Genomic DNA, 19,893 nt, shown 5'->3' with positions numbered 1-19,893 from the left:
CTCAGACGCGTAGTACCGGAGTACCACGCCACCGCTCCGGTTCGGCCCCCGGTACGACCGGATCCGGGGGTGGCGGAACTTAGCTTGGTCGTCGAGGCGCCCGCCGCGATGGACGGGCGTCGCTGTCCGATAGAGAGAGCGCGCATGATCGAGGCACAGCAGCTGACCAAGAGGTACGGCGAGAAGACGGCCGTCGACCGGCTGGACTTCACGGTCAAGCCCGGCACCGTGACCGGATTCCTCGGCCCCAACGGCGCCGGGAAGTCCACGACCATGCGCATGATCGTCGGGCTCGACGCCCCGACCAGCGGCTCCGTCACGGTCAACGGCCGGCCCTACGCCCGGCACCGGGCACCCCTTCAGGAGGTCGGGGCACTTCTGGAGGCCAAGTCGATCCACCCGGGCCGCTCGGCCTACCACCATCTGCGCACGCTCGCGCTGACCCACGGCATTCCCCGGAGCCGGGTGGACGAGGTCATCGACCTCGCCGGCCTCGGCAGCGTGGCGAAGAAGCGCGCCGGTGCCTTCTCGCTCGGCATGGGCCAGCGGCTCGGCATCGCGGCCGCACTGCTCGGCGACCCCTGGACGGTGATGCTGGACGAGCCGGTCAACGGGCTGGACCCGGAAGGCGTGCTCTGGATCCGCAACCTGCTGAAGGCGCTCGCCGACGAGGGCCGGACCGTGTTCGTGTCGTCCCACCTGATGAGCGAGATGGCTCTGGTGGCGGACCACCTCATCATCGTGGGGCGCGGCCGGCTGCTGGCCGACACCACGGTGCCGGACCTCATCCGCGAGGCGGGCGGTGACACCGTCAAGGTCGTCACGCAGGACCCCGCCCGGCTGCGGGACGTGCTGGCCGGGCCCGGCGTCGACGTCACCGGACGCATCGGTTCCGAGGAACTCCAGGTCACCGGCCTGAGCGCCCGTGAGATCGGCCTCAAGGCGGCCGAGCACGGCATCGCGCTGTTCGAGCTGAGCCCGCGGACGGTGTCGCTGGAGGAAGCGTTCATGAACCTGACCAAGGACGCCGTGGAGTACCACGGCTCCACGACCGCCACCCAGACCCTGGAGACCGCCGGGAGCCCCGCATGAGCGTCCTGACCACCGCCCCCGACGACGCGGCCGAGGCACCCACCAACGCACCCGCCCGCCCCGCCTACAAGGTCACCGGACGGCGTGTGCTGTCCTCGGAGTGGGCCAAGCTCTGGACCCTGCGGTCGACGTGGATCACCCTCGGACTGGCCCTGCTGTTCCTGATCGCGTTCGGGCTGATCGCCTCCTCCCGCTACAAGTCCAACCTCAACTCGGGTCACATGCACGGGGACCTGGCCCACGCCACCGCCGTCAGCCTGTCCCTCTTCGGTACGCACTTCGCCCAGCTGGCGCTCGGCGTCCTCGGCGTGCTCGTCACGGCGGGTGAGTACTCGACCGGCATGATCCGGTCCACGCTCGCCGCCGTACCCCGTCGGCTGCCCGTCCTGTGGTCCAAGTCGGCCGTCTACGGCCTGGTCGCGTTCGTGGTCGCGACGCTGGGCGCGCTCGTCACGTTCGGGATCGGCAGCGGGATCGTCTCCGGCACACCCGCCGCGATGACCTTCTCCGACGCGGGAGTCGTACGGAGCCTGCTGGGCGCCGGTCTCTACCTCGGCCTGGTCGGCGTGATCGGCACCGCCCTCGGCGCGCTCCTGCGCTCGGTGGCCGGCGGCATCTCCGTCCTCGTCGCCGCCCTGATGCTCATCCCCGGACTGGTCGAGCTGCTGCCCACCTCCTGGCAGGACAACATCAGCCCGTACCTGCCGAGCAACGCCGGTGAGTCGATCTTCGCCCTGACCCACGACGCCACCACGCTCTCGCCCGGCGCCGGACTGCTGGTCTTCCTGGGCTGGACCGTGCTCGCGCTGGCCGCAGCGGCGTACCGGCTGGTTCGCAGCGACGTCTGACCACCCTGCACCATGGGCAGGTGAGCACCTTGACGACCACCACCGACGACGTCAGCGGCATGGGACCGCTGGTCGCCCGCATCGCCCGGGGCGGCCAGCGGCTGCGCCAGGCCGACCGCGCCCACCCCTGGGTGCTGGACGCGGCGGTGGTGGTCGTCGCCTTCCTGATCTTCTGCCTCCCGGACCTGCTGCACGGCCACGACGGCGACGGCGACGGGCCCCGGCGTCTCCTTCGCTCGTTCACCCGGCTTCCCCCGGCGGGCATGCTGGCCTTCCAGGCAGGCCTCGTACTGCCCCTGCTCTGGCGGCGGCGCCGGCCCATGGTCGCCTTCGGTGTCATCGCGGCCGTCTTCGTCGTGCAGTGGTCGCTGGGCGCCGTGCTGCGCGCGGACGTCGCCCTGTTCATCGCCCTGTACAGCCTGGCCCTGCACGGAAGCCTGCGGCAGCTGCCGTGGGCCTGCGGGGTCATGGCCGCCGGGATGACCCTGGTCGCGGTCCGGGCGTCGGCGGCGGTGTCCGTCTGGGACGCGCTGTTCTTCCTGCTGAGCACCGCGATCGCGGCCCTGGCACTGGGGCTCATGGTCCGCACCCGCCGGGCCCAGCTCGCCGGACTGCGCGACCGGGCGGCCCGGCTGGAGATCGAGCGCGACCAGCGCAGCAGGCTGGCGGCCGCCGCCGAACGCGCCCGGGTGGCCCGGGAGATGCACGACATCGTCGGGCACAACCTCTCCGTCATGATCACCCTCGCCGACGCCGGCGCCTACGCCACGGATGCGGCCCCAGAACGTGGCAAGGAGGCGCTGCAGCTCATCGGCGACACCGGCCGCATGGCTCTCGGCGAGCTGCGGCGCGTCCTCGGCGTGCTCCGCGAGGACCCGGACGGTGCTCCGAGCACCCCCGAACTCAGTCCGCAGCCCGGCGTCGCGGACCTCGAGACGCTGTGCGATGGTGTGCGCACGGCCGGCCTGGACGTCGTCTACCGGACCGTCGGCGACGTGGACGCCCTCGACAGCGGGGTACAGCTGGCGGTCTACCGCATCGTCCAGGAGGCCCTCACGAACACCCTGAAGCACGCCGGAGCCGACACCCGGGTGAAGCTGTCGGTCGTCGTCGAGGGCACCCGGCTGACCGTCCGGGTCCGCGACAACGGTCCGGTGGCCGGACAACCGGGACCGCCGAACGAGGAAGGACACGGCCTGGTGGGCATGCGAGAGAGAGCGGCGCTCTACGGAGGGCGCGTCAGCGCCGGACCCGCGCCGGGCGGTGGCTGGGACGTGGAAGCCACCCTCGACCTGACGCCCCGGGGCGGTGCCCGGTGACGACCGTGCTCGTCGTGGACGATCAGCCGCTGCAGCGCTTCGCCTTCCGCATGCTCCTCGACGCCGTCCCCGAGACGGAGGTCGTCGGCGAGGCGGCGCACGGTGGCGAGGCCGTCCGCAAGGCCGCCGAACTGCGGCCCGACGTCGTCCTGATGGACGTGCGCATGCCCGGCATGGACGGCATCGAGGCCACCCGCCGGATCACCGCCTCCGGCGACCGCTCACGCGTCCTCGTCCTGACCACCTTCGACCTGGACGAGTACGTCCACGCCGCGCTCCGGGCCGGGGCCAGCGGCTTCCTCCTGAAGGACGCGCGCCCCGAGGAACTCCTCGCCGGGATCCGCGCCGTCGCCGCCGGCGACGCCGTCATCGCCCCGTCGCTGACCCGCCGCCTGCTCGATGAGTTCGCCCGCTACGGCCCCGTGCGCGGTGGCGGTGAGGGCGCCGACGACGCGCGGCTGCGCTCCCTCACCGACCGCGAGCGCGAGATCCTCGTCGCCATGGGCAAGGGCTGGACCAACGGCGAGATCGCTGCCCGCTTCGTGCTGTCCGAGTCCACCGTCAAGACCCATGTGGGCCGGGTCCTGGCCAAGATCGGCGCCCGCGACCGCATCCAGGCCGTGATCTTCGCCTACGACCTCGGACTCGCCCGTCCCAACGCCGGGTGAGCCGTGGCGGCGACGGTCACGTCGCGACCGTGACGGTGGTGCGGAAGCGGGCTCGGTAGGTCGTCGGGGCGACTCCGAGGCGGTGCTGGAAGACCCGGCGCAGCGTCTCGGACGAGCCGAACCCGGCCAGCCGCGCGGCCTCCTCGACGCTGTGCGCGTCCCCCTCCAGCAGGGCCTGGGCGGCCTCGGTACGCACGGCCTCGACGTACTGCCCCGGTGTCATCCCGGTCTGGCCACGGAACAGCCGGCCCAGGTGCCGGGCGCCGAGACCGGCGTGCCGGGCCAGCGAGTCCAGGCCGTGGTCGGCGGCGGGGTCGCTCGTCACGGCGTCCATCACCCGTCGTACGACGGAGTCGTCGGCGTGCTGGGTCACGAGTCGCGCGCTGAACTGCGACTGGCCCCCGGGCCGGGCCATGAAGACCACCAGCTGCCGGGCGACCGCCCGGGCCGTGCCGGGCCCGTGGTCCTCCTCGACCAGGGAGAGCGCGAGGTCGATGCCCGCGGTCACCCCCGCCGACGTCACGAGCGGCCCGTCCCGTACGAACAGGGGGTCGGCCCGCACGTCCACGCTCGGGAACGCCGAGGCCAGGTCCGCGGCGAGTTCCCAGTGGGTGGCGGCACTGCGGCCGTCGAGCAGCCCGGCCGCGGCAAGGACGAAGGCTCCCGCGCCCTCCAGCATCTGGCGGAACATGACGGCCTGACCGGCCCCGGGCAGCATGGCCAGCAGCCAGGTGGTGATCAGGGACGCGGGCAGGTGACCGGGCACGGCACGGCCTTCCGGGACCGGCGGTCGGGACGTCTCCTGATGGACGTCCATCCCGGCCGGCCGGGATTCCCGACGGTCCAGCACTACGGGACGGACCTGCGACTGCACGCCCTGGACGGCACCGTCCGCGCCGAGCGGTCCGCCGAGCCCGCCGACAGCGAAGTCCCGCACGCCTGGGCCTGTTTCTGCGGCTTCGTCGACGCGGACACCGTCATCGCCTCGACGGTCGAGCCCGGCGCCGACGGCCCCCGGATCCGCCACCGGATCCTCGGCGCGGCCACCCTGGAGATACGGGGCAGGGTCGGGCCACCTGCCCCACGGGCCCCGTGAACAGCGACGTCCGCCCGCTCGGCGACGGGACCTGGCTCACCTACGACACGAAGGACGGGACGCTCAACCGCTGGGCACGAATGGGACCGGCCGCCCCGCGCGTTCCCGGCGGCCGGGACTGAGCGCGCCCGAGTGTCAAGGTGCCGATCGCCGGTGCGAGCGGCACCGGGTGCCTAAACTGGTCCGGCGCATGTGCGCCGGGCCTCCGCCCGGCGGACACATCGGCACGCGCGGCCGACTCCCAGAAGGGACGGGGCATGCCGGATTCCGTGGGGCCGAGGCACCGCCGCTGGCTCACTGTCGTGGTCCTCGCCGTGGCGCTGTACGTCGTCCTGCGGGCTGCGGGCCTCTTCGGCGGCGACGACGACAGCGACGGCGACACGCCGTCACCGGCGAAGGCGTCGGCCTCCGCGCCGACCCCCTCGGCAAGCGCGTCCGGTCCTTCTCCCGCCGCGGCGACCACCTCCCCGTACGACCCGGCCGCGTACGCCGCACAGGTGCGGACCAGCGCCCGGCAGACCGGCGTCAGTGCCCAACTGCTGATGGCGATCCTCTACAACGAGGCGTACAAACCGCACGACCCGTCCCTCGAGCGGGCGTGGCAGAAGTACAAACCCGACGCCGCCTTCGGTATCGCGAACATGCACCGCGCCACCTTCGACGAGGTCAAGCAGGGCCGGGGCTTCGCGGGCCGCCGCTGGGAGGACCTGCCCGACGACCGCGGTCTGGCGATCGAGGCCGAGGCCTGGTACCTGCACGACCTGGCGGCCGGACTGCCCGCCCGCCGGACTGCCGCGTACACGAAGGACGACCTGCTGGCGCTCGGCTACAACACGGGCGCGGGCAACATGCTCGCCTTCGCCCGCGGTACGCCACTCGGCGACCGGGCCCGCTCGTATCTGGACCGGCTGCACGCGAACTGGGCCAGGGCGGGACAGGCCGTCGGCGCGCCCTGAGGCGATCGCCCGATGCTCCGGAACGGACTGGAACCCTGGCATCTGCTGATCGTGGCGATCGTCATCATCCTGCTGTTCGGCTCGAAGAAGCTGCCGGAGGCCGCCCGCGCCCTGGGTAATTCCCTGCGCATCCTCAAGACTGAGGCCAAGGCGATGAAGGACGACGCCGTCACCACGGTTCAACCTTTGCGCAAATCTTGGAACCACAGCGGCGAGAATGACGTTCAACCAGGTGACGGCCACAGTTGACCCAGTCGGGAGGAAGAGTCGTGGGAGTTTCCCTGGGCAAGGGCGGCAATGTGTCGCTGAGCAAGCAGGCGCCGGGGCTGAGCGCGGTGGTGGTCGGACTGGGCTGGGACGTACGGACGACGACCGGCGCGGACTACGACCTGGACGCCTCCGCCCTGCTCTGCGACGCCTCCGGAAGGGTCGTCTCCGACCAGCACTTCGTCTTCTACAACAACCTCAAGAGCCCCGACGGTTCGGTGGAGCACACCGGTGACAACCTCACCGGTGAGGGCGAGGGCGACGACGAGTCGATCAAGGTGAACCTGGCGGCCGTACCGGCAGAGGTCGCCAAGATCGTGTTCCCGGTCTCCATTCACGAGGCCGATGCGCGAGGCCAGAGCTTCGGCCAGGTGCGCAACGCCTTCATTCGCGTCGTGAACCAGGCGAACGACCAGGAGATCGCCCGCTACGACCTGTCCGAGGACGCCTCGACCGAGACCGCGATGGTCTTCGGCGAGCTGTACCGGCACGGCGGCGAGTGGAAGTTCCGTGCGGTGGGCCAGGGTTACGCCTCCGGCCTGCGCGGCATTGCCGCCGACTTCGGCGTCAACGTCTGACGGGGCACTCCGGCGGGGCGCCGGATCTCCGGCGCACGGAGTGAGGATCAACCGACCCCGGTGGGCAGGCCGCCGCACGCCTGCCGGGCGAACCCGCCGCTGCTGGAAGTGCACCGGGCCATCGACCTCGGCCCGCTCACTGGGCGAACACAGTGAGGGACCAGGCTGCCCGGAACCACGGCCGACGTCACCGCCGCCCTGCGTGAGGCGGGCGCACGGGCCCAGGCCGGCCTCCCTGGGCCGGCCGGTTCCGTAGCGTGGAACGTCGCCCGGAGCACCGGTTCTCCTGACACACTCGGACGGTCGAACTCGCCCGCAGGGCAACCGACTTCCATGAGACAGGAGAAGCCTCGTTGCGTCCTCTCACCGACAATCCCGTCACCACCCCCCAGGACGACTCCTTTCATTTCGAGCCGTACGTCGACGTCCTGCACGCGGCGGTGGAGCAGGCCACGCCGCTGCCGCTGACGGTCGGGGTGTTCGGCTCCTGGGGCGCGGGGAAGTCCAGTTTCCTGCGGCTGTGGGAACGGCGGTTCACGGGGGGCAACGCCAAGACCATCTGGTTCAACCCCTGGAAGTACGACCGCAAGGTAGAGGTCTGGGCGGCGCTGCTGCACACCATCCTCGCCGAGATGGAGCAGGAGGCGACCCTCAGGGACAAGGCCGTCAGGCTTGCCAAGGCGGCGACGTGGCTGTCGGTCCGCGCGAGTCTGGGCACCGCGGCGGCGCTCGGCACCGGGGGTGTGGTCAAGCGGGAAGACGTGGACAAGCTGCTGACGGGCCTGTCCGAGGGGGACGCGGAACAGTACCGGCAGGTCAACCACTTCGAGGCCGACTTCGCCGACGCCGTGAGGGAGTACGTCGGTGCGGACGGCCGGCTGGTGGTCTTCGTGGACGACCTCGACCGCTGTACCCCCGAGTCGGCGATGACGGTGCTGGAGTCGCTGAAGCTCTTCCTGGCCCAGTCGCAGTGTGTCTTCGTCCTCGCACTGGACGTGGACGTGCTGGCCGCGATCGCCACCAACAAGTTCGGCGAGGCACTCAAAGGGGCGCCGAAGGAGGTGGCGTCCGGCATGGCCTACCTCGACAAGATCGTCCAACTGCCCTTCTTCCTGCCGGACGTGGGGTTCGAGACCCTCCGCGAGGCGTTCAGGCCCTACGTCTCGGAACTGGCGGACGACGACTTCTTCTGGGAGCTGCTCCGGCGTGGCCTGGGCGCCAATCCGCGCCGGCTCAAGCGCTACATCAACGTCTTCAACATGGCTCTGGCGGTCTCCCGCGCCCAGGTGCAGGGCCAGATGTCCCGGGAGTTCCGCCTCCAGCTCGCGGTGCTGCTCATCATCCGTACGCTGCACCGCGGCTTCTACCACACGCTCACCATCGAGCCCGAGGCATGGATGTTGCTGACCAGGTGGTTCGAGCAGGCCCAGACCAATCCGGCCACCCGGCAGAACTACCACATGCAACTCCCCGAGTACCTGCACGACTTCGTGGGAGAACCCGTGCTCGAGCGCCTCCTCACCCACGGTGGCCCCGAGCGCCTGACACCGGCGGACGCGAAGGTCGTCCAGCAGATGATCACGACTCTGCGCAGCACCGCCGGCCCGGCGGATCCGGCGTAGGTCCGCGCGCGACGACACGGACGAGACGGACGAGGGCGTCCGCGCCGCCTCGTGCACCGGCCACCGCGGCGGCGTACCGGCCGGGCAGGCGGTACGGACGGCCGTCCGCGGGGGCGCGGGCGCGGTGGAACGAGCGGGTCGGCGGTCAGGTCCGGGCGGCCGACGCGACCCCCGGCCGGGCCCGCCCGGATGCGGAATGTGTTTCAGAGGGGCTGCGGGGAGAGGGCGGCCAGATAGGCGCCGTAGAGCAGAGACACGGTGGTGAGGGTGCCGTACAGCAGGCAGGTCCGGTGGCGGTGGGCGCGCCAGGCCGCTGCGAGGGCGCGGGCCGCCGGAAGGAGCAGGGGGAACGCCGGGAGCAGGAAGCGGGGTTTGGAGGAGAAGGGGCCGGAGACCGCCAGCACCAGCAGGAGCAGCACGCCGGAGAAGACCACCAGCGGCAGCGGGGTACGGTCCAGGCACAGCAGGCAGAACAGCACGACGCTTGCCGTGACGACCAGTACGGCCATCGGATAGGCCGGTCCGCTGCCCTGCGGCGGCATCCAGCGCAGCATGTGCAGCGGACCGGCTCCGAGGTCCAGCTGGGACTTCCAGGCGCTCTGCACCCGGAGGTAGCCGTGGAGCAGGTCACCGGTCTGCGCACCCACCCACAGCACATAACCGGCCCAGCCCAGCGGACCGAGGGCGGCGCCGGCCCACAGCCCGGCCGGCACGCGCCCGCGTTGTCGTACGGCCTCGTGCAGGGCGGCCGCGGTGACGGCCACGGCGGCCGCGATGCCGCTCGGCCGGGACAGACCGGCCAGCAGCGCGAGCGCGCCCGCCGTCGGCCAGCGGCCCTTGAGCACGGCGTACAGGGACCAGGCCGCGCACGCGGTGAACAGCGGCTCGGTGTAGGCCAGGCTCAGGACGACGGAGTGGGGCAGTGCCGCCCACAGGGCGACGAGCCAGGCGGCGACGGTCCGGCCGTGGAGACGGTGCCCGATCGCGTGGATGCCGTATGCGGCGATCAGCACGCAACCCCAGGCGACGAGCAGCCCGGCCCGGCCGGTGGTGAGGTCCGTGAGGCCGCTCAGGGTCCGGATGAGCCCCGGGTACAGGGGAAAGAACGCCCAGTCGGTCTGGACCGCGCCCGTCGAGGTGATGCGGACCTGGCTTCCGTAGCCGTGTTCGGCGATGTGCAGGTACCAGACCGAGTCCCAGGCATGGGCCAGGCTCTTGCCGAACGGGTGCCCGGCGATGCGGTCGACCGCCACCACCGCGGCGGTACCGGCGAGGCGGACGGCGGCGAAGAGGGCGAGGGCCCGCAGGGCGCCCGGCGGGCCCGTGACCGGTGGACTCCCGGCCCCGCCGGGACGGTCGGACTGCCTCAGCGGAGAGGACGTGCTCACTCTCCGACCATGAGCGGCCGGGCAACCGAGCGTAATCCGGGTGGTACCTCCCGTCCCCGGCGGTGACGCTCCCCACGACCACCGGCATGCCATGGCGGGCGCGGCGCGGTGAGGCGGGCGGTGCAGGGACGACTAGCCGCGCTCCTCCTGCGTACGGGCCGCCCGGCGGGAGCGCAGGATCTCGGCCAGCAACGGGATCAGCGAGACGACGACGATCAACGCGACCATCGGCAGGAGGTAGCGGTCGACGTTCGGGATGGAGGAACCCAGCGCGTATCCGCCGAGCGTGAGGCCGAGGCTCCACACCAGCCCGCCTGCCACCTGCCACACCGTGAACGTCCTCGTCGACACGCCCAGCGCGCCCGCCATCGGATTGAGCACCGTCCGCACCACCGGCACGAAGCGGGCCAGGACGACGGCCTTCGCGTGGCCGTACCGCTCCAGCAGCTCCTCGGCGCGCTGTGCTCCCTCGAGCAGCCGCTTCGAACGGCTGCGGGCGAGCAGTGCCCCGCCCGCCTTCCGGCCGAGGAGGAATCCGCACTGAGCACCGGCCAGCGCACCGACGGCCGCCGAGACCAGCAGCGGCCCCAGCGAGAGATGGAGACTCTGGTCGGCCGTGCCCGTGCAGAGCAGGCCGGCGGTGAACAGCAGCGAGTCGCCGGGCAGGAAGAAGCCGATGAGCAGCCCTGTCTCGGCGAACATCACCACGCCGACGCCGAGGACGCCGAACGCGGCCAGCAGCGAATGGGCGTCCAGTACGTTGACGGCCAGCTGCGCGGCGAGGTGCGTCGGTGTGGTCATAGGGCCCGAGCCTTCCTGAGATTGACTACAAACATGTAGACGTTCCGTGAACTGTAGACGAGTGGCGAGGGTGAAGGGTTCCCGGTGTCTAACGGTCGCGGCGGTCCGGAGCACCGGTACCGGCAGGGTGAACATCGTCCAGCGGGTCGGCGCCGGGCAGGCCGTGGTCGCACAGCCGGCCGACTTCGTAGCCCCTCTCCTCGCAGGTGTCGAGGATGCGGGGGACGGCCCCCAGGGCCGAACGCCAGGCGCCCGGGGCGGAGGTGCAGTCCGAGTCGTGCAGCAGGATCGTGCCGCCGCCGTCCAGATCGGCGCTCACCGTCCGGTGCACCGACTCCGGCGTGGCCCGGGCCGTCCAGTCCTCGCCCCAGCAGGTCCACAGCACGGGCGTGAGCCCGAGCCGCCGGGCCGCCACATGGGCGGCGGCGGACATGACGCCGTACGGCGGCCTGAAGAGAGTCGGCCGGGTTCCGGTGATGTCGGCGACCGTGTCGCGGGCGCGGGCGAAGTCGTCGTACGTCGCGCGCGGGCCGCGCAGCAGCAGGGGCCGGTGCCGCCAGCCGTGGACGCCGATCTCGTGGCCGGCGGCGGCGATCTCGCGCACCACACCGGGGGAGCGGTGTGCCTCGCTGCCGAGCAGGAAGAATGTGGCGCGCACCCCGCGCCGGTCGAGCAGTCGCAGGAAGAACGGCGTGGACAGCGGGTCGGGGCCGTCGTCGAAGGTGAGCGCGACGTGGTCCGCGCGGCCCCGGCCGGAGAGGCGGGGCATGGTGCGGTTGCGCAGCGGCCCGAAGGTCGAGACGACGGGCGCGCAGTGGACCGCGGCGAGTGCGGCGGCGGGCAGGGCGGCCAGCGCTGCCGTGCGCAGCGGGCGGGAGGCGGTCATGAGCGGTGTCCCTCCAGCGTGCGGCCGGGCGCAAGACCGTCCAGGTCGAGGCCGTGGCTCACGGCGTGCAGCAGCGCGGGTGCCTCGTGCGTCGTCGCGCCTCCGGCGCCGACGGCGCAGGCCCACACCGCACTCGCCGTGGCTGCGGTGGCCGCGAGCCGCCGGGCGCTGCGGCGCCGCCGTAGGTGCGGTCCGGCAGGCGGCGGTGGCGGGACCGCGCGGTGGATGCGGGCTATCTCCGCGGCCGGGCCCTCCTTCGGGGAGTGTGCGAACAGGGCGAGCGCGGCCTCGCGCCGGCGTTGCCCCGCGGGGCCCTCGACCAGGTCGCCCAGCATGCTCTTGAGGTCGGCGGGATCCCGGATCCACACGGCCACGCCCGCCTCGTCCAGGGCGGCGGCATTGGTCAGCCCGTGGCCCGGTATGCAGCGGTAGCCGACCACGGGCAGGCCCGCGGCGAACGCCTCCAGGGAGGTCAGCCCGCCCGCGTTCTGGACGAGCACGTCCGCCGCGTGCATCAGGCCGGGCATGTCGTCGACCCAGCCGAAGGCGTGCTCGATCCCGTCCGCACGCAGCTGCCGGACCAGGGCCTGGTTGCGGCCGCAGACGACCACCGGGACAACGGCCCCGCAGTCCCGCAGCTCCCGCGCGACCTGCCGGACCGGGCCGACCCCCCAGGATCCGGCGACCAGCAGCGCGAGCGGGGCGTGCTCCGGCAGCCCGAAACCGGCCCGCGCGCGGGCGCGTTCCGCCGGGTCGCAGGGGCGGAAGCGGGGGTCGGTGACCGGCCCGCACACCCGGACGTCACGAGCCCCGGCCGCCCGGGCCTGCGCGGCGGGCACCGCGTGGGCCGCGAGGTGGACGTCCACGCCGTCCGCCACCCACAGCGGGTGCACAGAGAAGTCGGTCAGGTAGGTGACGACGGGGACGGCCAGGCGTCCGTCGAGGCGCAGGCTGCCCAGCACCCGACTGGCTCCCGGGTAGGTGGAGACGACCGCCCCGACGTCCGGGCGCAGCGCCCGCAGCACACGGTCCTCGGCGCTGCGCAGCAGGGCCCTCGCCGCCGGGCCGCAGCCACCGGAGCGTTCGGTGCCGGCGTAGACCCGCTGATAGGCCCAGGGTGCCAGCACGAGCATGCGATGGTAGCCGTCCCGTACGGCCCGGCCGAGTCCGGCGGGCAGCAGATCCAGCAGGTCGTACCGGTCGACGGCGAATCCGTCCGCGGCGAGGCGGCGGTCCAGCTCTGCGGCGGCACCGTCGTGTCCCGCGCCGACGCTCGCCGAGACGATGGCGACCCGGCGCGAGTCCCGCGCCGGGTCACGGGGCGCCGGCAGGAGACCCGCGGGTGCGGGCCCCGGCAGCGTTCCGGGATTGACCATGGCTTTCCTCTGTGCAGGTGGAAGGGCGCGCGACTACAAGTTGTAGTAGTTCGCGGTTCAAAGCCCGGAGCATACCTCCTACGACTAGTAGAAGACCGCCGGGTAGCCTTACCCACGGCAAGGCGACGGAAGGGTGAACGGTGAAGGGCTTCAGGGACGGCGGCGCCCCCGGCAGGCGGGCGCGGGGCGAGCTGGAGAGCAGTGTGCTCGCCGCCCTCTGGGCCGCGGACGGACCACTGACGGCGCGGCAGGTGCTGGAGCGGCTGCCGGGCGAGCTGGCCTACACGACGGTCCTGACGATCCTGTCCCGGCTCTACGACAAGGGCATGCTCGTCCGGCACCGCGAGGGCCGCGGCTACGCCTACGAGCCGGGGCGCGACGAGGCGTCGCACACCGCGCACCGTATGAAGTCGTTGCTGGAGGGCGGTTCCGACCGTGAGGCGGTGCTGACCCGTTTCGTCTCCGAACTGTCCGAGCGGGACGAGCAGTTGCTCCACCAGTTGCTGACCGGACACGACGACCACGACCACGCCGGGCACTGAGACGACGGGAGTGAGCCGGTGCTGATCAGCGTCTATGTTCCGCTCATCGTGACGGCCGTGCTGAGCGTCCTCGCGCCGCGCCCGGCCCGTCGGCTCGCCCCGCGTCCCGCCGCCTGGGCCCTGGCCTGCGCCGCACTCGTGACGACCGTCGGCTGGACGGGCTCGCTGGCCCTGCTGGCCTTCTCCGGGATCGCCCAGATCCCGGAAGTGGCGGAGGAGGGCCGCTGGTCGGTGGCGGTCCTGCGGGCGGAGGACCCCGTCCACGTCACGGTCGCGATCGTCGGTGCCCTCGTGCTGATCGCGGGATTCGTCTCCCTGGTCCTCGCCGCCGTACGGCAGATTCGGCACCTGCTGTGGGCCCGGCGCGAGTGCGCCCGTGTCGCCGGCGACAGCGAGCTGGCCGTGATCGACACCGATGTCCCCCAGGCGTTCGCCCTGCCCGGGGCGCCCGGCCGTATCGTCGTCTCGCGCGGCATGCTGCGTTGCCTCGACGACGAGGAGCGCTCGGCGCTGCTCGCGCACGAACGCGCCCATCTGCGCGGCCGGCACCACCTGTTCCAGGCCCTGTGGCGACTCACCGCCGCCGTCAACCCGCTGCTGCGCCCGCTGGCCGACGCGGGTGGCTATGTGCTGGAGCGCTGGGCGGACGAGGAGGCGGCTGCGCACGTCGGCAGCCGCAGGGTCGTCGCCCGCGCCGTCGGCCGGGCCGCCCTCGCCGCCTCCTCGCGCGCGTCGAGCCCTCCGGCGCTCGCCGTCACCGGCGGCGCCGTACCCCAGCGGGTCCGGGCGCTGCTCGCCCCGCCCCCGCCACCTCGCACCCTGCCCATCGCCGGCGGGGCGCTGCTGCTCACCCTGTGCTGTGCCGGCCTGGCCAACGCCGCCTCCGACAGCGACCGGATGGTCGACGACGCACAGCGGGCCCAGTGCGTGGCGACGGTTGTTCACCCGGGCGGGGACGTCCACCTGTGCCGTCGGCACCACAGGCCGGGTGAGCGGCACGGATAGCCCGACCGTTCAGCGGCCGGCGCGGCTGCGCCGGAGCGCGGCCCCGGCGATACGGGTGGCGGCGTACTCGGTTCCGGCGACGAACCGCATCATGGGCCCGAACATAGGGGCGGCCAGCGACCCGGTGAAGTACAGCCCGGGCACGGACGACTCGAACGAGCCCGTCAGCTCCGGTGCCCCGGTGCCCGGCACGCACACCAGCGCCCTCCGCAGCCCCGGCGAGAGGAACGGCAGGGCGTCCAGATCGAGCCGGTAACCGGTGGCCGTGAGGACGTGGTCGACGGTGAGGGCGAACCTGCCGTCGGGCCCGGAGAGTTCCAGGCGCACCGTGGCCTGCGGTGTCACCTCGGCTCGGGTGACACCGCACGAGGTGTGCACCGGGACGACGCCCTCGACGCGGTCCCGCAGCCACCAGCCGCCCGACGGGCCCAGCGCGCGCCGGAAGAGCAGCAGCCGCGCGGACACGGGCAGCCGTCGTACGGCGTGAGGGGCCCTGGACACCGCGGCCAGGGCCCAGCCCGTGCCCAGGGGCGAGGCCGGCCGGGCGAGGCGCTGGGGCCAGGGGCGGGACAAGACGGGTGTCGTGCCCCAGCGCACCCGGCCCGCCCTGACCAGCACCCGCGCCTCGGCGCCCGCCTCGTGCAGCAGGGCAGCGCTCTCCAGCGCGGACTGGCCGCCGCCGATCACGGCGACCCGCTGCCCGGCATACTGCGAGAGGTCGGTGTGGTGGCTGGTGTGCGACACGAGGGCGCCGGTCCCCGGCCCTTCGGGGGCAAGCCGCCGCAACTCCTCGGGTACGTGGGCGAGTCCGTTCAGGCCGGTGGCCACGACGACGGTCGCGGCGCCCAGCTCCCGCCCGTCCGCCAACCCCGCCGTGAACCCCCCGGTGGTGACGTCCCGGTCGAGGGACACCACCCGGGCGGGATCCACCTCTCCGACGTACTGCTTCTGGAACCACTGTCCGTAGCGGACGAACACGTCGCACGGGATCGGGGTGAGTTCGGTCAGCTCCGGCTCGCCCTGCAGGCGGCGGAAGTCGGCGAGCCGCGCGCCCGGTTCGGGCGCGGACAGATCGGTGGCCGCCGGTGTCGACTTCAGGAACATCCCGGTGGCCATGGCGTGCCGCCAACTGCCCATGATCTCGCCGAAGATGCGCACCGGTATCCCGGCGGCCCGCAGATGGGCGGCCACCGACAATCCGTACGGCCCCGCCCCGACCACGACGACCGGAAGTCCCGCGCTCTTGGTGAACGCCCGCCCAGGAATGGGGCGTTGACCGGGAAGCGACTGCGTCATGCATCCCCCTGCTGGTCCGCCGGCCGCCTTCCCCAAGGCGGCGCGACACGTCGGGATGGTGCGACCGCCGCCGCACTCGTCCCCCCTCCGCCGCCGAGTGTGACCTGCCCGACGGCGGCGGTGTGCGAAATCGGCTCACGTTGCCCGAAACATGGTCGAACCGTTTGGGGTGCATTGCTTTGTCGCGCGCCCCTACCGCGTCGAGCGCTCCCAGCGTCGTGCTCCCGCCGGGTCGAGCGCTCCCAGCGCCGCGCTCCCGCCGGGTCGAGCGCTCCCAGCGCCGCGCTCCCGCTGCGTCGCGCGCCCCTGTGTGCGGAGCCCCATGTGCCGTGTCCCTATGTGGCACGCCCCTGAGTGGCGCGGACCCACGTGCCGCGCTCCCACGTGCCGCGCTCCCACGTGCCGCGCCCCGACGTGCCGCGCCCCGACGTGCCGCGCTCCCCAGGTGCCGCGCTCCGATGTGCCGCGGCCCGCCATGCCGCGCCCCCCGCAGGCGAAGGTGTCCCGGCTCAGCGGCCGGCGCGCAGGGCGGCGAGTGTGGCGGCGAGGTCGGTCGGGCACGGCCGGTTGTGGGGCAGCCTGCCCAGAACGGCCGCCATACCGCAGGTGTCGGTCAGTGCGGAGAAGACCAGGCCGCCGGCGACGCCCGCCGAGAGGATCCCGAAGGCGGGGTGCACGAGCAGGCCGAGGCCCAGGCCCAGCAGCACCAGCGTGCCGGCGGTGAAGCGCACTTGCCGTTCCATGGACCAGCCCGCCTTCGTGCCGCGGGCCGTCGGCCGGTCCAGCTCGTGTCCGGCGCCCGCCCAGCCGGTGGTGCCGCCGGTGAGCGTGGCTGCCGGGACGCCCTGTCCGGCGAGGAACTCGCAGGCGCGGGACGAGCGGGCGCCGGAGGCGCACACGAGGAGGACCTCGCCGCGTTCGGCCGCGTGCCGTATGTCGGGCAGCGCGCGCCGGAGCTGGTCCACGGGGACGTTGAGGGCCCCGGGCAGATGACCGGAGACGTACTCGGCAGGGGTGCGCACGTCGATGACGGTGAACTCCCGCAGTCGGCCGCGGGCCTGTTCGATGCCGAGGGCGACGGGAGGGAGGGCGTTGGTCATGGCTGGTGATCCTTTGCTGGTCGTCGCCGTCTTGCGCAGCGACGTACAGTTACCCCTAGGGGTATCGGGTGAGGAGTTGATCGTGGAGCTGGAACTCGAGGGCGAGTCACTGAAGGCCGTGCTGAACCGGCTGCGGCGGGCACAGGGCCAGATCTCCGGGGTGATCCGGATGATCGAGGAGGGCAGGGACTGCGAGGACGTCGTCACGCAGCTGGCCGCCGCCTCACGGGCGCTCGACCGGGCCGGGTTCGCGATCATCGCCACCGGTCTGCAGCAGTGCGTGGCCGACATCGAGTCCGGCGGGAAGAACGGCGAGGACACCGAGGCGATGCGCGCCCGACTGGAGAAACTCTTCCTGTCCCTGGCGTGAGGAGCCCGGAGCCCCAGGCCCGAGGCGTCCGGCCGTGGCGGTCACAGCACCGCGTCGACCAGCATGAAGCCGGCCACCGCGCACAGGACCACGGCGAAGGCCCGCTGCAGCGTGTGCGCGGGCAGCTTCGCCGCCAGGCGCCTGCCGTCCCAGGCCGCGAGTACCGCCGCCCCCGCGAACGGTCCGATGAGGGCCCAGTCCAGACCGCTCGCGGTGCCGGTGCGCATCGCCAGGGCGGCCAGCGAGTTGACCGTGATCACCAGCAGGCTGGTGCCCACGGCCGCGCGCATCCGCAGGCCGAGGACGCTCACCAGCGCCGGGACCGCGAGGAAGCCGCCGCCCACACCGAGCACGCCGGTGACGGCGCCGAGACCGCCGCCCGCGGCCGCCGCCCGGACCGGCCGTACCCGCACGCCCTCGGCCGGGACCGGGCGCGGCCGGAGCATCCGGAGCGCGGCGGCGCCCGCGACCACGGCGAAGCCGAGCGTCAGCACGGTCGCCGGCAGGCGAGAGGCGAGCGCTCCGCCCAGCATGGCCGGGCCGATGCCCGCCGCCGCGAACAGCAGCCCCGTACGCCAGCGGACGTGGCCGTCGCGGGCATGTGCGGACAGCGCGGTCGCCGAGGTCACGGCCACGACGATCAGAGCGGCCGTCGCCGCCGCGACGGGCGTGAATCCGAGCAGGTAGATCAGGGCGGGGACGGCCAGCACACTGCCACCGCCGCCGAGCGCCCCGAGCGTCAGACCGATGACGGCCCCGGCGGCCAGGGCGAGGAGTACCGCGCTCACGTGAGGATCCCGTTCCCGCCGGCCCGATCCACCACCGGCCGCACCCGCGCCGCCGAGGGCATCGAGGTCCCGTCGGCCGGGCCCGCCAGGGGCAGGTGTACCGCGCGCGGGCGGTGGCCGGCCCGCCACTCGTCGGGTGCCTGGACGTTCAGCAGCACGGCGTTCCCGCGGGGACGGCCGGGGCCGGTACGTGCGGCAGCCTCGGGTACGGTCACCCGCTGCGGGCCGCCCCGGTCCACTGGGCGGAGACTCATCGTGGTTCTCGCTTCTGTGGCGTCTTCTCGATGCGGTGCGCCGCGGCGACGCGCGGTCACGGGGTACGCAGGGCCAGCCCGGCCCGCTCGGCCTGGGCGAAGGAGTCGTCGATCGCGACCACGTCGCGCCCCGCGGCGTCCAGCAGTGAGGCGGCGATGGCCGCGCGCATGCCGCCGGCGCAGTGCACCCACACCTGCCCCGCGGGCACCTCGTGCAGGCGCCGGCGCAGGCTGTGGACGGGGATGTGCACCGAGCCCTCGACGAAGCCGCCCGCACGCTCGGAGTCCCGGCGGACGTCCAGCACGACCAGGCCGTCCCGGGACCGCCCGGCGAGTTCGGCGAACGTGGCCCGCGGGAAGGAGGCCAGGGCCGTACCCTCGGGCACCCAGCGTGCCGGATCGCCGGTGGCCGCGGCGGCCGGGCGCTCGATCCCGACCCGGACCAGCTCACGCTGGGCCGCGGCGAGCTGATCGGGGGACTCGGCCAGCAGCGTGACGGGCTTGCCCCACGGAATCAGCCAGGCCAGGTACACGCCGAGCTGCCCCGAGGCGTCGAAGTTGAACGAACCCGCCACGTGCCCTGCCGCGAAGGCGACGCGATGACGCAGGTCCACGACCCATTCCCCGGCGGCCAGCCGCGCGGCGATCTCCTCGGCATCCGCCACGGAGGGCGGGGTCAGGTCGACCGGAGCGGGGCCGTCGGCATTGGCCGGGCCCATGTGCGCGTAGTACGCGGGAACGTCGTCCAGGCCGGCCATCAGGTCGGCGACGAAGGCGTCGACGTCCCGGAGGACGGCCTCGTTGGAGGCCTTCTCCCTGCCGATCGTCGTGGCGTCGCCGCTCGCCGGGCCGGAGGCGCAGAAGCTGCCGAAGCCGTGCGTGGGCAGCACCTCCGTCCCGTCCGGCAGCTCGGCGACCAGACGGCGCGCGGAGGCGTGCTGCGCGCGGGCCAGCTCCTTCGTCAGGCGCGGCTCGACCAGGTCGGGGCGGCCGACGGTGCCGATCAGCAGCGAGCCGCCGGTGAACACCGCGACGGCCGATCCGTCCTGCTCCAGTGCGTACGACATGTGGTGCGGGGTGTGGCCGGGCGTCGCCAGCGCGCGCAGGACCAGCCCGGCGGCGGTGTCGATCTCGTGCCGGTCCTGGTCGTGCACCGGCACGCGTGCGAAGGACACCCGGGCGCCGGCGGGGACGAGGTAGGCGGCGCCGGTCAGCCGGGCCAGTTCCAGGCCGCCGGTGACGTAGTCGTTGTGGAGGTGGGTCTCGACCACATGGGATATCCGCACACCGCGCCGGGCCGCCACCGCGATCGTCCGGTCGACGTCGCGTGGCGGATCGACCGCCACCGCCGTCCGTTCGCCGCCCGCCAGATAGCTGCGGTTTCCCAGCCCCGGCACCTCGATCGTGTCGATGAAGAACACCAGGCACTCCCTTCTCGTGCAGTCAATTACCCCCCGGGGTATGTGCTCGACAGTAGCATGGGTACCCCCGGGGGTATTTCGGGGAGAGGGTCGGGTTCTTGACCGCCGCTCGCCGGATGCCGCGGGCGTGGTGAAGCCAGTCGGGTGATCGACGGGCCGGTCCCGGGCTCGGGTGCGGCCTGTCGCGGGCTCCGCCGGAGAGACTGCGGCCATCCCAGTG

General features: G+C 73.2%; 23 protein-coding genes. 13 read left to right on the top strand and 10 right to left on the bottom strand.

The features are described 5' to 3' along the window. The first annotated feature begins 144 nt into the window (after positions 1–144). From GQF42_RS04785 to GQF42_RS04770, 4 genes are read left to right on the top strand one after another with little or no spacing between them, the layout of a single operon-like run. A complete protein-coding gene (locus tag GQF42_RS04785) occupies positions 145–1,092 on the top strand; it encodes an ATP-binding cassette domain-containing protein (protein ID WP_158917939.1) in 948 nt (315 codons plus the stop codon). Further along, on the top strand, positions 1,089–1,940 hold the full coding sequence (locus GQF42_RS04780; RefSeq protein WP_158917937.1) for an ABC transporter permease: 852 nt from the start codon (positions 1,089–1,091) through the stop codon (positions 1,938–1,940). The genes GQF42_RS04785 and GQF42_RS04780 overlap by 4 nt, the downstream gene beginning before the upstream one ends. Before the next feature lie 59 nt (positions 1,941–1,999). Further along, positions 2,000–3,259, top strand: coding sequence for a sensor histidine kinase (locus GQF42_RS04775; RefSeq protein ID WP_158929771.1), 1,260 nt, complete (start codon positions 2,000–2,002; stop codon positions 3,257–3,259). After that, positions 3,256–3,927, top strand: a complete 672-nt coding sequence (locus GQF42_RS04770) for a response regulator (RefSeq protein ID WP_158917935.1) — start codon at positions 3,256–3,258, stop codon at positions 3,925–3,927. Before GQF42_RS04775 ends, GQF42_RS04770 begins: the two co-directional genes overlap by 4 nt. A gap of 16 nt (positions 3,928–3,943) precedes the next feature. Here the strand turns inward: GQF42_RS04770 and GQF42_RS04765 are convergent, their stop codons facing one another. Further along, positions 3,944–4,693: a GlxA family transcriptional regulator gene (locus GQF42_RS04765; protein ID WP_233273236.1), complete on the bottom strand. Its 750-nt coding sequence runs from the start codon at positions 4,691–4,693 to the stop codon at positions 3,944–3,946. 39 nt (positions 4,694–4,732) lie between these two features. Between GQF42_RS04765 and GQF42_RS04760 the strand changes: the two genes are divergently transcribed. The 6 genes from GQF42_RS04760 to GQF42_RS04740 all read left to right on the top strand — a co-directional run bounded on the left by GQF42_RS04760 (position 4,733) and on the right by GQF42_RS04740 (position 8,446). Then, a complete protein-coding gene (locus tag GQF42_RS04760) occupies positions 4,733–5,023 on the top strand; it encodes a hypothetical protein (protein WP_158917931.1) in 291 nt (96 codons plus the stop codon). After that, positions 5,020–5,145, top strand: a complete 126-nt coding sequence (locus GQF42_RS46875; protein ID WP_267906127.1) for a hypothetical protein — start codon at positions 5,020–5,022, stop codon at positions 5,143–5,145. Before GQF42_RS04760 ends, GQF42_RS46875 begins: the two co-directional genes overlap by 4 nt. 135 nt (positions 5,146–5,280) lie before the next feature. Beyond that, complete coding sequence (locus GQF42_RS04755; RefSeq protein WP_158917929.1) at positions 5,281–5,979, top strand: lytic transglycosylase domain-containing protein; 699 nt, start codon at positions 5,281–5,283, stop codon at positions 5,977–5,979. Positions 5,980–5,991: 12 nt separating this feature from the next. Next, a complete protein-coding gene (gene tatA / locus GQF42_RS04750; protein ID WP_158917927.1) occupies positions 5,992–6,228 on the top strand; it encodes a Sec-independent protein translocase subunit TatA in 237 nt (78 codons plus the stop codon). A 20-nt stretch (positions 6,229–6,248) separates the two neighbouring features. After that, positions 6,249–6,824, top strand: a complete 576-nt coding sequence (locus GQF42_RS04745) for a TerD family protein (RefSeq protein WP_158917925.1) — start codon at positions 6,249–6,251, stop codon at positions 6,822–6,824. Positions 6,825–7,177: 353 nt separating this feature from the next. Then, a complete protein-coding gene (locus GQF42_RS04740; RefSeq protein ID WP_158917923.1) occupies positions 7,178–8,446 on the top strand; it encodes a KAP family P-loop NTPase fold protein in 1,269 nt (422 codons plus the stop codon). 203 nt (positions 8,447–8,649) lie between these two features. Here GQF42_RS04740 and GQF42_RS04735 read toward each other — a convergent pair whose 3' ends face one another. The 4 genes from GQF42_RS04735 to GQF42_RS04720 all read right to left on the bottom strand — a co-directional run bounded on the left by GQF42_RS04735 (position 8,650) and on the right by GQF42_RS04720 (position 12,897). After that, the gene (locus GQF42_RS04735) at positions 8,650–9,834 is read right to left on the bottom strand and encodes a glycosyltransferase family protein (RefSeq protein ID WP_233273235.1); all 1,185 of its coding nucleotides are present in this window, start codon (positions 9,832–9,834) and stop codon (positions 8,650–8,652) included. A gap of 132 nt (positions 9,835–9,966) precedes the next feature. Beyond that, positions 9,967–10,635: a DedA family protein gene (locus GQF42_RS04730; RefSeq protein ID WP_158917921.1), complete on the bottom strand. Its 669-nt coding sequence runs from the start codon at positions 10,633–10,635 to the stop codon at positions 9,967–9,969. Positions 10,636–10,723: 88 nt separating this feature from the next. Beyond that, the gene (locus GQF42_RS04725; protein ID WP_158917919.1) at positions 10,724–11,521 is read right to left on the bottom strand and encodes a polysaccharide deacetylase family protein; all 798 of its coding nucleotides are present in this window, start codon (positions 11,519–11,521) and stop codon (positions 10,724–10,726) included. Then, positions 11,518–12,897: a glycosyltransferase gene (locus GQF42_RS04720; RefSeq protein WP_158917917.1), complete on the bottom strand. Its 1,380-nt coding sequence runs from the start codon at positions 12,895–12,897 to the stop codon at positions 11,518–11,520. The genes GQF42_RS04725 and GQF42_RS04720 overlap by 4 nt, the downstream gene beginning before the upstream one ends. Positions 12,898–13,037: 140 nt before the next feature. Here GQF42_RS04720 and GQF42_RS04715 point away from each other — a divergent pair, with 140 nt between their 5' ends. After that, positions 13,038–13,439 (top strand): BlaI/MecI/CopY family transcriptional regulator, encoded by a 402-nt coding sequence (locus GQF42_RS04715; RefSeq protein WP_158917915.1) that lies wholly within the window; start codon positions 13,038–13,040, stop codon positions 13,437–13,439. Between the two features lie 18 nt (positions 13,440–13,457). Further along, positions 13,458–14,444: a M56 family metallopeptidase gene (locus tag GQF42_RS04710; RefSeq protein ID WP_158917913.1), complete on the top strand. Its 987-nt coding sequence runs from the start codon at positions 13,458–13,460 to the stop codon at positions 14,442–14,444. 9 nt (positions 14,445–14,453) lie between these two features. On the opposite strand, the gene GQF42_RS04705 is transcribed toward GQF42_RS04710, so the two are convergent. Continuing rightward, on the bottom strand, positions 14,454–15,740 hold the full coding sequence (locus tag GQF42_RS04705; protein ID WP_158917911.1) for an FAD-dependent oxidoreductase: 1,287 nt from the start codon (positions 15,738–15,740) through the stop codon (positions 14,454–14,456). A gap of 509 nt (positions 15,741–16,249) precedes the next feature. Further along, positions 16,250–16,840, bottom strand: a complete 591-nt coding sequence (locus tag GQF42_RS04700; RefSeq protein WP_158917909.1) for a rhodanese-like domain-containing protein — start codon at positions 16,838–16,840, stop codon at positions 16,250–16,252. A gap of 82 nt (positions 16,841–16,922) precedes the next feature. Here GQF42_RS04700 and GQF42_RS04695 point away from each other — a divergent pair, with 82 nt between their 5' ends. After that, positions 16,923–17,210, top strand: a complete 288-nt coding sequence (locus GQF42_RS04695) for a metal-sensitive transcriptional regulator (RefSeq protein WP_158929767.1) — start codon at positions 16,923–16,925, stop codon at positions 17,208–17,210. A 41-nt stretch (positions 17,211–17,251) separates the two neighbouring features. Here the strand turns inward: GQF42_RS04695 and GQF42_RS04690 are convergent, their stop codons facing one another. The 3 genes from GQF42_RS04690 to GQF42_RS04680 are packed head-to-tail and all read right to left on the bottom strand — an operon-like array spanning position 17,252 to position 19,673. Beyond that, positions 17,252–17,998 (bottom strand): sulfite exporter TauE/SafE family protein, encoded by a 747-nt coding sequence (locus GQF42_RS04690; RefSeq protein ID WP_158917907.1) that lies wholly within the window; start codon positions 17,996–17,998, stop codon positions 17,252–17,254. Then, positions 17,995–18,252 carry a rhodanese-like domain-containing protein gene (locus tag GQF42_RS04685; RefSeq protein WP_158917905.1) on the bottom strand — a complete coding sequence of 86 codons (258 nt, stop codon included), beginning with the start codon at positions 18,250–18,252 and terminating at the stop codon, positions 17,995–17,997. The genes GQF42_RS04690 and GQF42_RS04685 overlap by 4 nt, the downstream gene beginning before the upstream one ends. Positions 18,253–18,308: 56 nt before the next feature. Continuing rightward, positions 18,309–19,673 carry an MBL fold metallo-hydrolase gene (locus GQF42_RS04680; RefSeq protein WP_158917903.1) on the bottom strand — a complete coding sequence of 455 codons (1,365 nt, stop codon included), beginning with the start codon at positions 19,671–19,673 and terminating at the stop codon, positions 18,309–18,311. Positions 19,674–19,893 lie beyond the last annotated feature (220 nt).

The sequence above is a fragment of the Streptomyces broussonetiae genome, assembly GCF_009796285.1.
Classification (GTDB): domain Bacteria; phylum Actinomycetota; class Actinomycetes; order Streptomycetales; family Streptomycetaceae; genus Streptomyces; species Streptomyces broussonetiae.
Note: the sequence above shows the minus strand (reverse complement) of the source record. Positions and strands in the feature narration are given on the sequence as shown.

What these genes read in the sequence shown, in the direction of transcription:
- GQF42_RS04785 (WP_158917939.1), top strand. Translation starts at nt 145, where the DNA reads ATGATCGAGGCACAGCAGCTGACCAAGAGGTACGGCGAGAAGACGGCC.
- GQF42_RS04780 (WP_158917937.1), top strand. Translation starts at nt 1,089, where the DNA reads ATGAGCGTCCTGACCACCGCCCCCGACGACGCGGCCGAGGCACCCACC.
- GQF42_RS04775 (WP_158929771.1), top strand. Translation starts at nt 2,000, where the DNA reads ATGGGACCGCTGGTCGCCCGCATCGCCCGGGGCGGCCAGCGGCTGCGC.
- GQF42_RS04760 (WP_158917931.1), top strand. Translation starts at nt 4,733, where the DNA reads ATGGACGTCCATCCCGGCCGGCCGGGATTCCCGACGGTCCAGCACTAC.
- GQF42_RS04755 (WP_158917929.1), top strand. Translation starts at nt 5,281, where the DNA reads ATGCCGGATTCCGTGGGGCCGAGGCACCGCCGCTGGCTCACTGTCGTG.
- tatA (WP_158917927.1), top strand. Translation starts at nt 5,992, where the DNA reads ATGCTCCGGAACGGACTGGAACCCTGGCATCTGCTGATCGTGGCGATC.
- GQF42_RS04730 (WP_158917921.1), bottom strand. Translation starts at nt 10,635, where the DNA reads ATGACCACACCGACGCACCTCGCCGCGCAGCTGGCCGTCAACGTACTG.
- GQF42_RS04725 (WP_158917919.1), bottom strand. Translation starts at nt 11,521, where the DNA reads ATGACCGCCTCCCGCCCGCTGCGCACGGCAGCGCTGGCCGCCCTGCCC.
- GQF42_RS04720 (WP_158917917.1), bottom strand. Translation starts at nt 12,897, where the DNA reads ATGGTCAATCCCGGAACGCTGCCGGGGCCCGCACCCGCGGGTCTCCTG.
- GQF42_RS04705 (WP_158917911.1), bottom strand. Translation starts at nt 15,740, where the DNA reads ATGACGCAGTCGCTTCCCGGTCAACGCCCCATTCCTGGGCGGGCGTTC.
- GQF42_RS04700 (WP_158917909.1), bottom strand. Translation starts at nt 16,840, where the DNA reads ATGACCAACGCCCTCCCTCCCGTCGCCCTCGGCATCGAACAGGCCCGC.
- GQF42_RS04685 (WP_158917905.1), bottom strand. Translation starts at nt 18,252, where the DNA reads ATGAGTCTCCGCCCAGTGGACCGGGGCGGCCCGCAGCGGGTGACCGTA.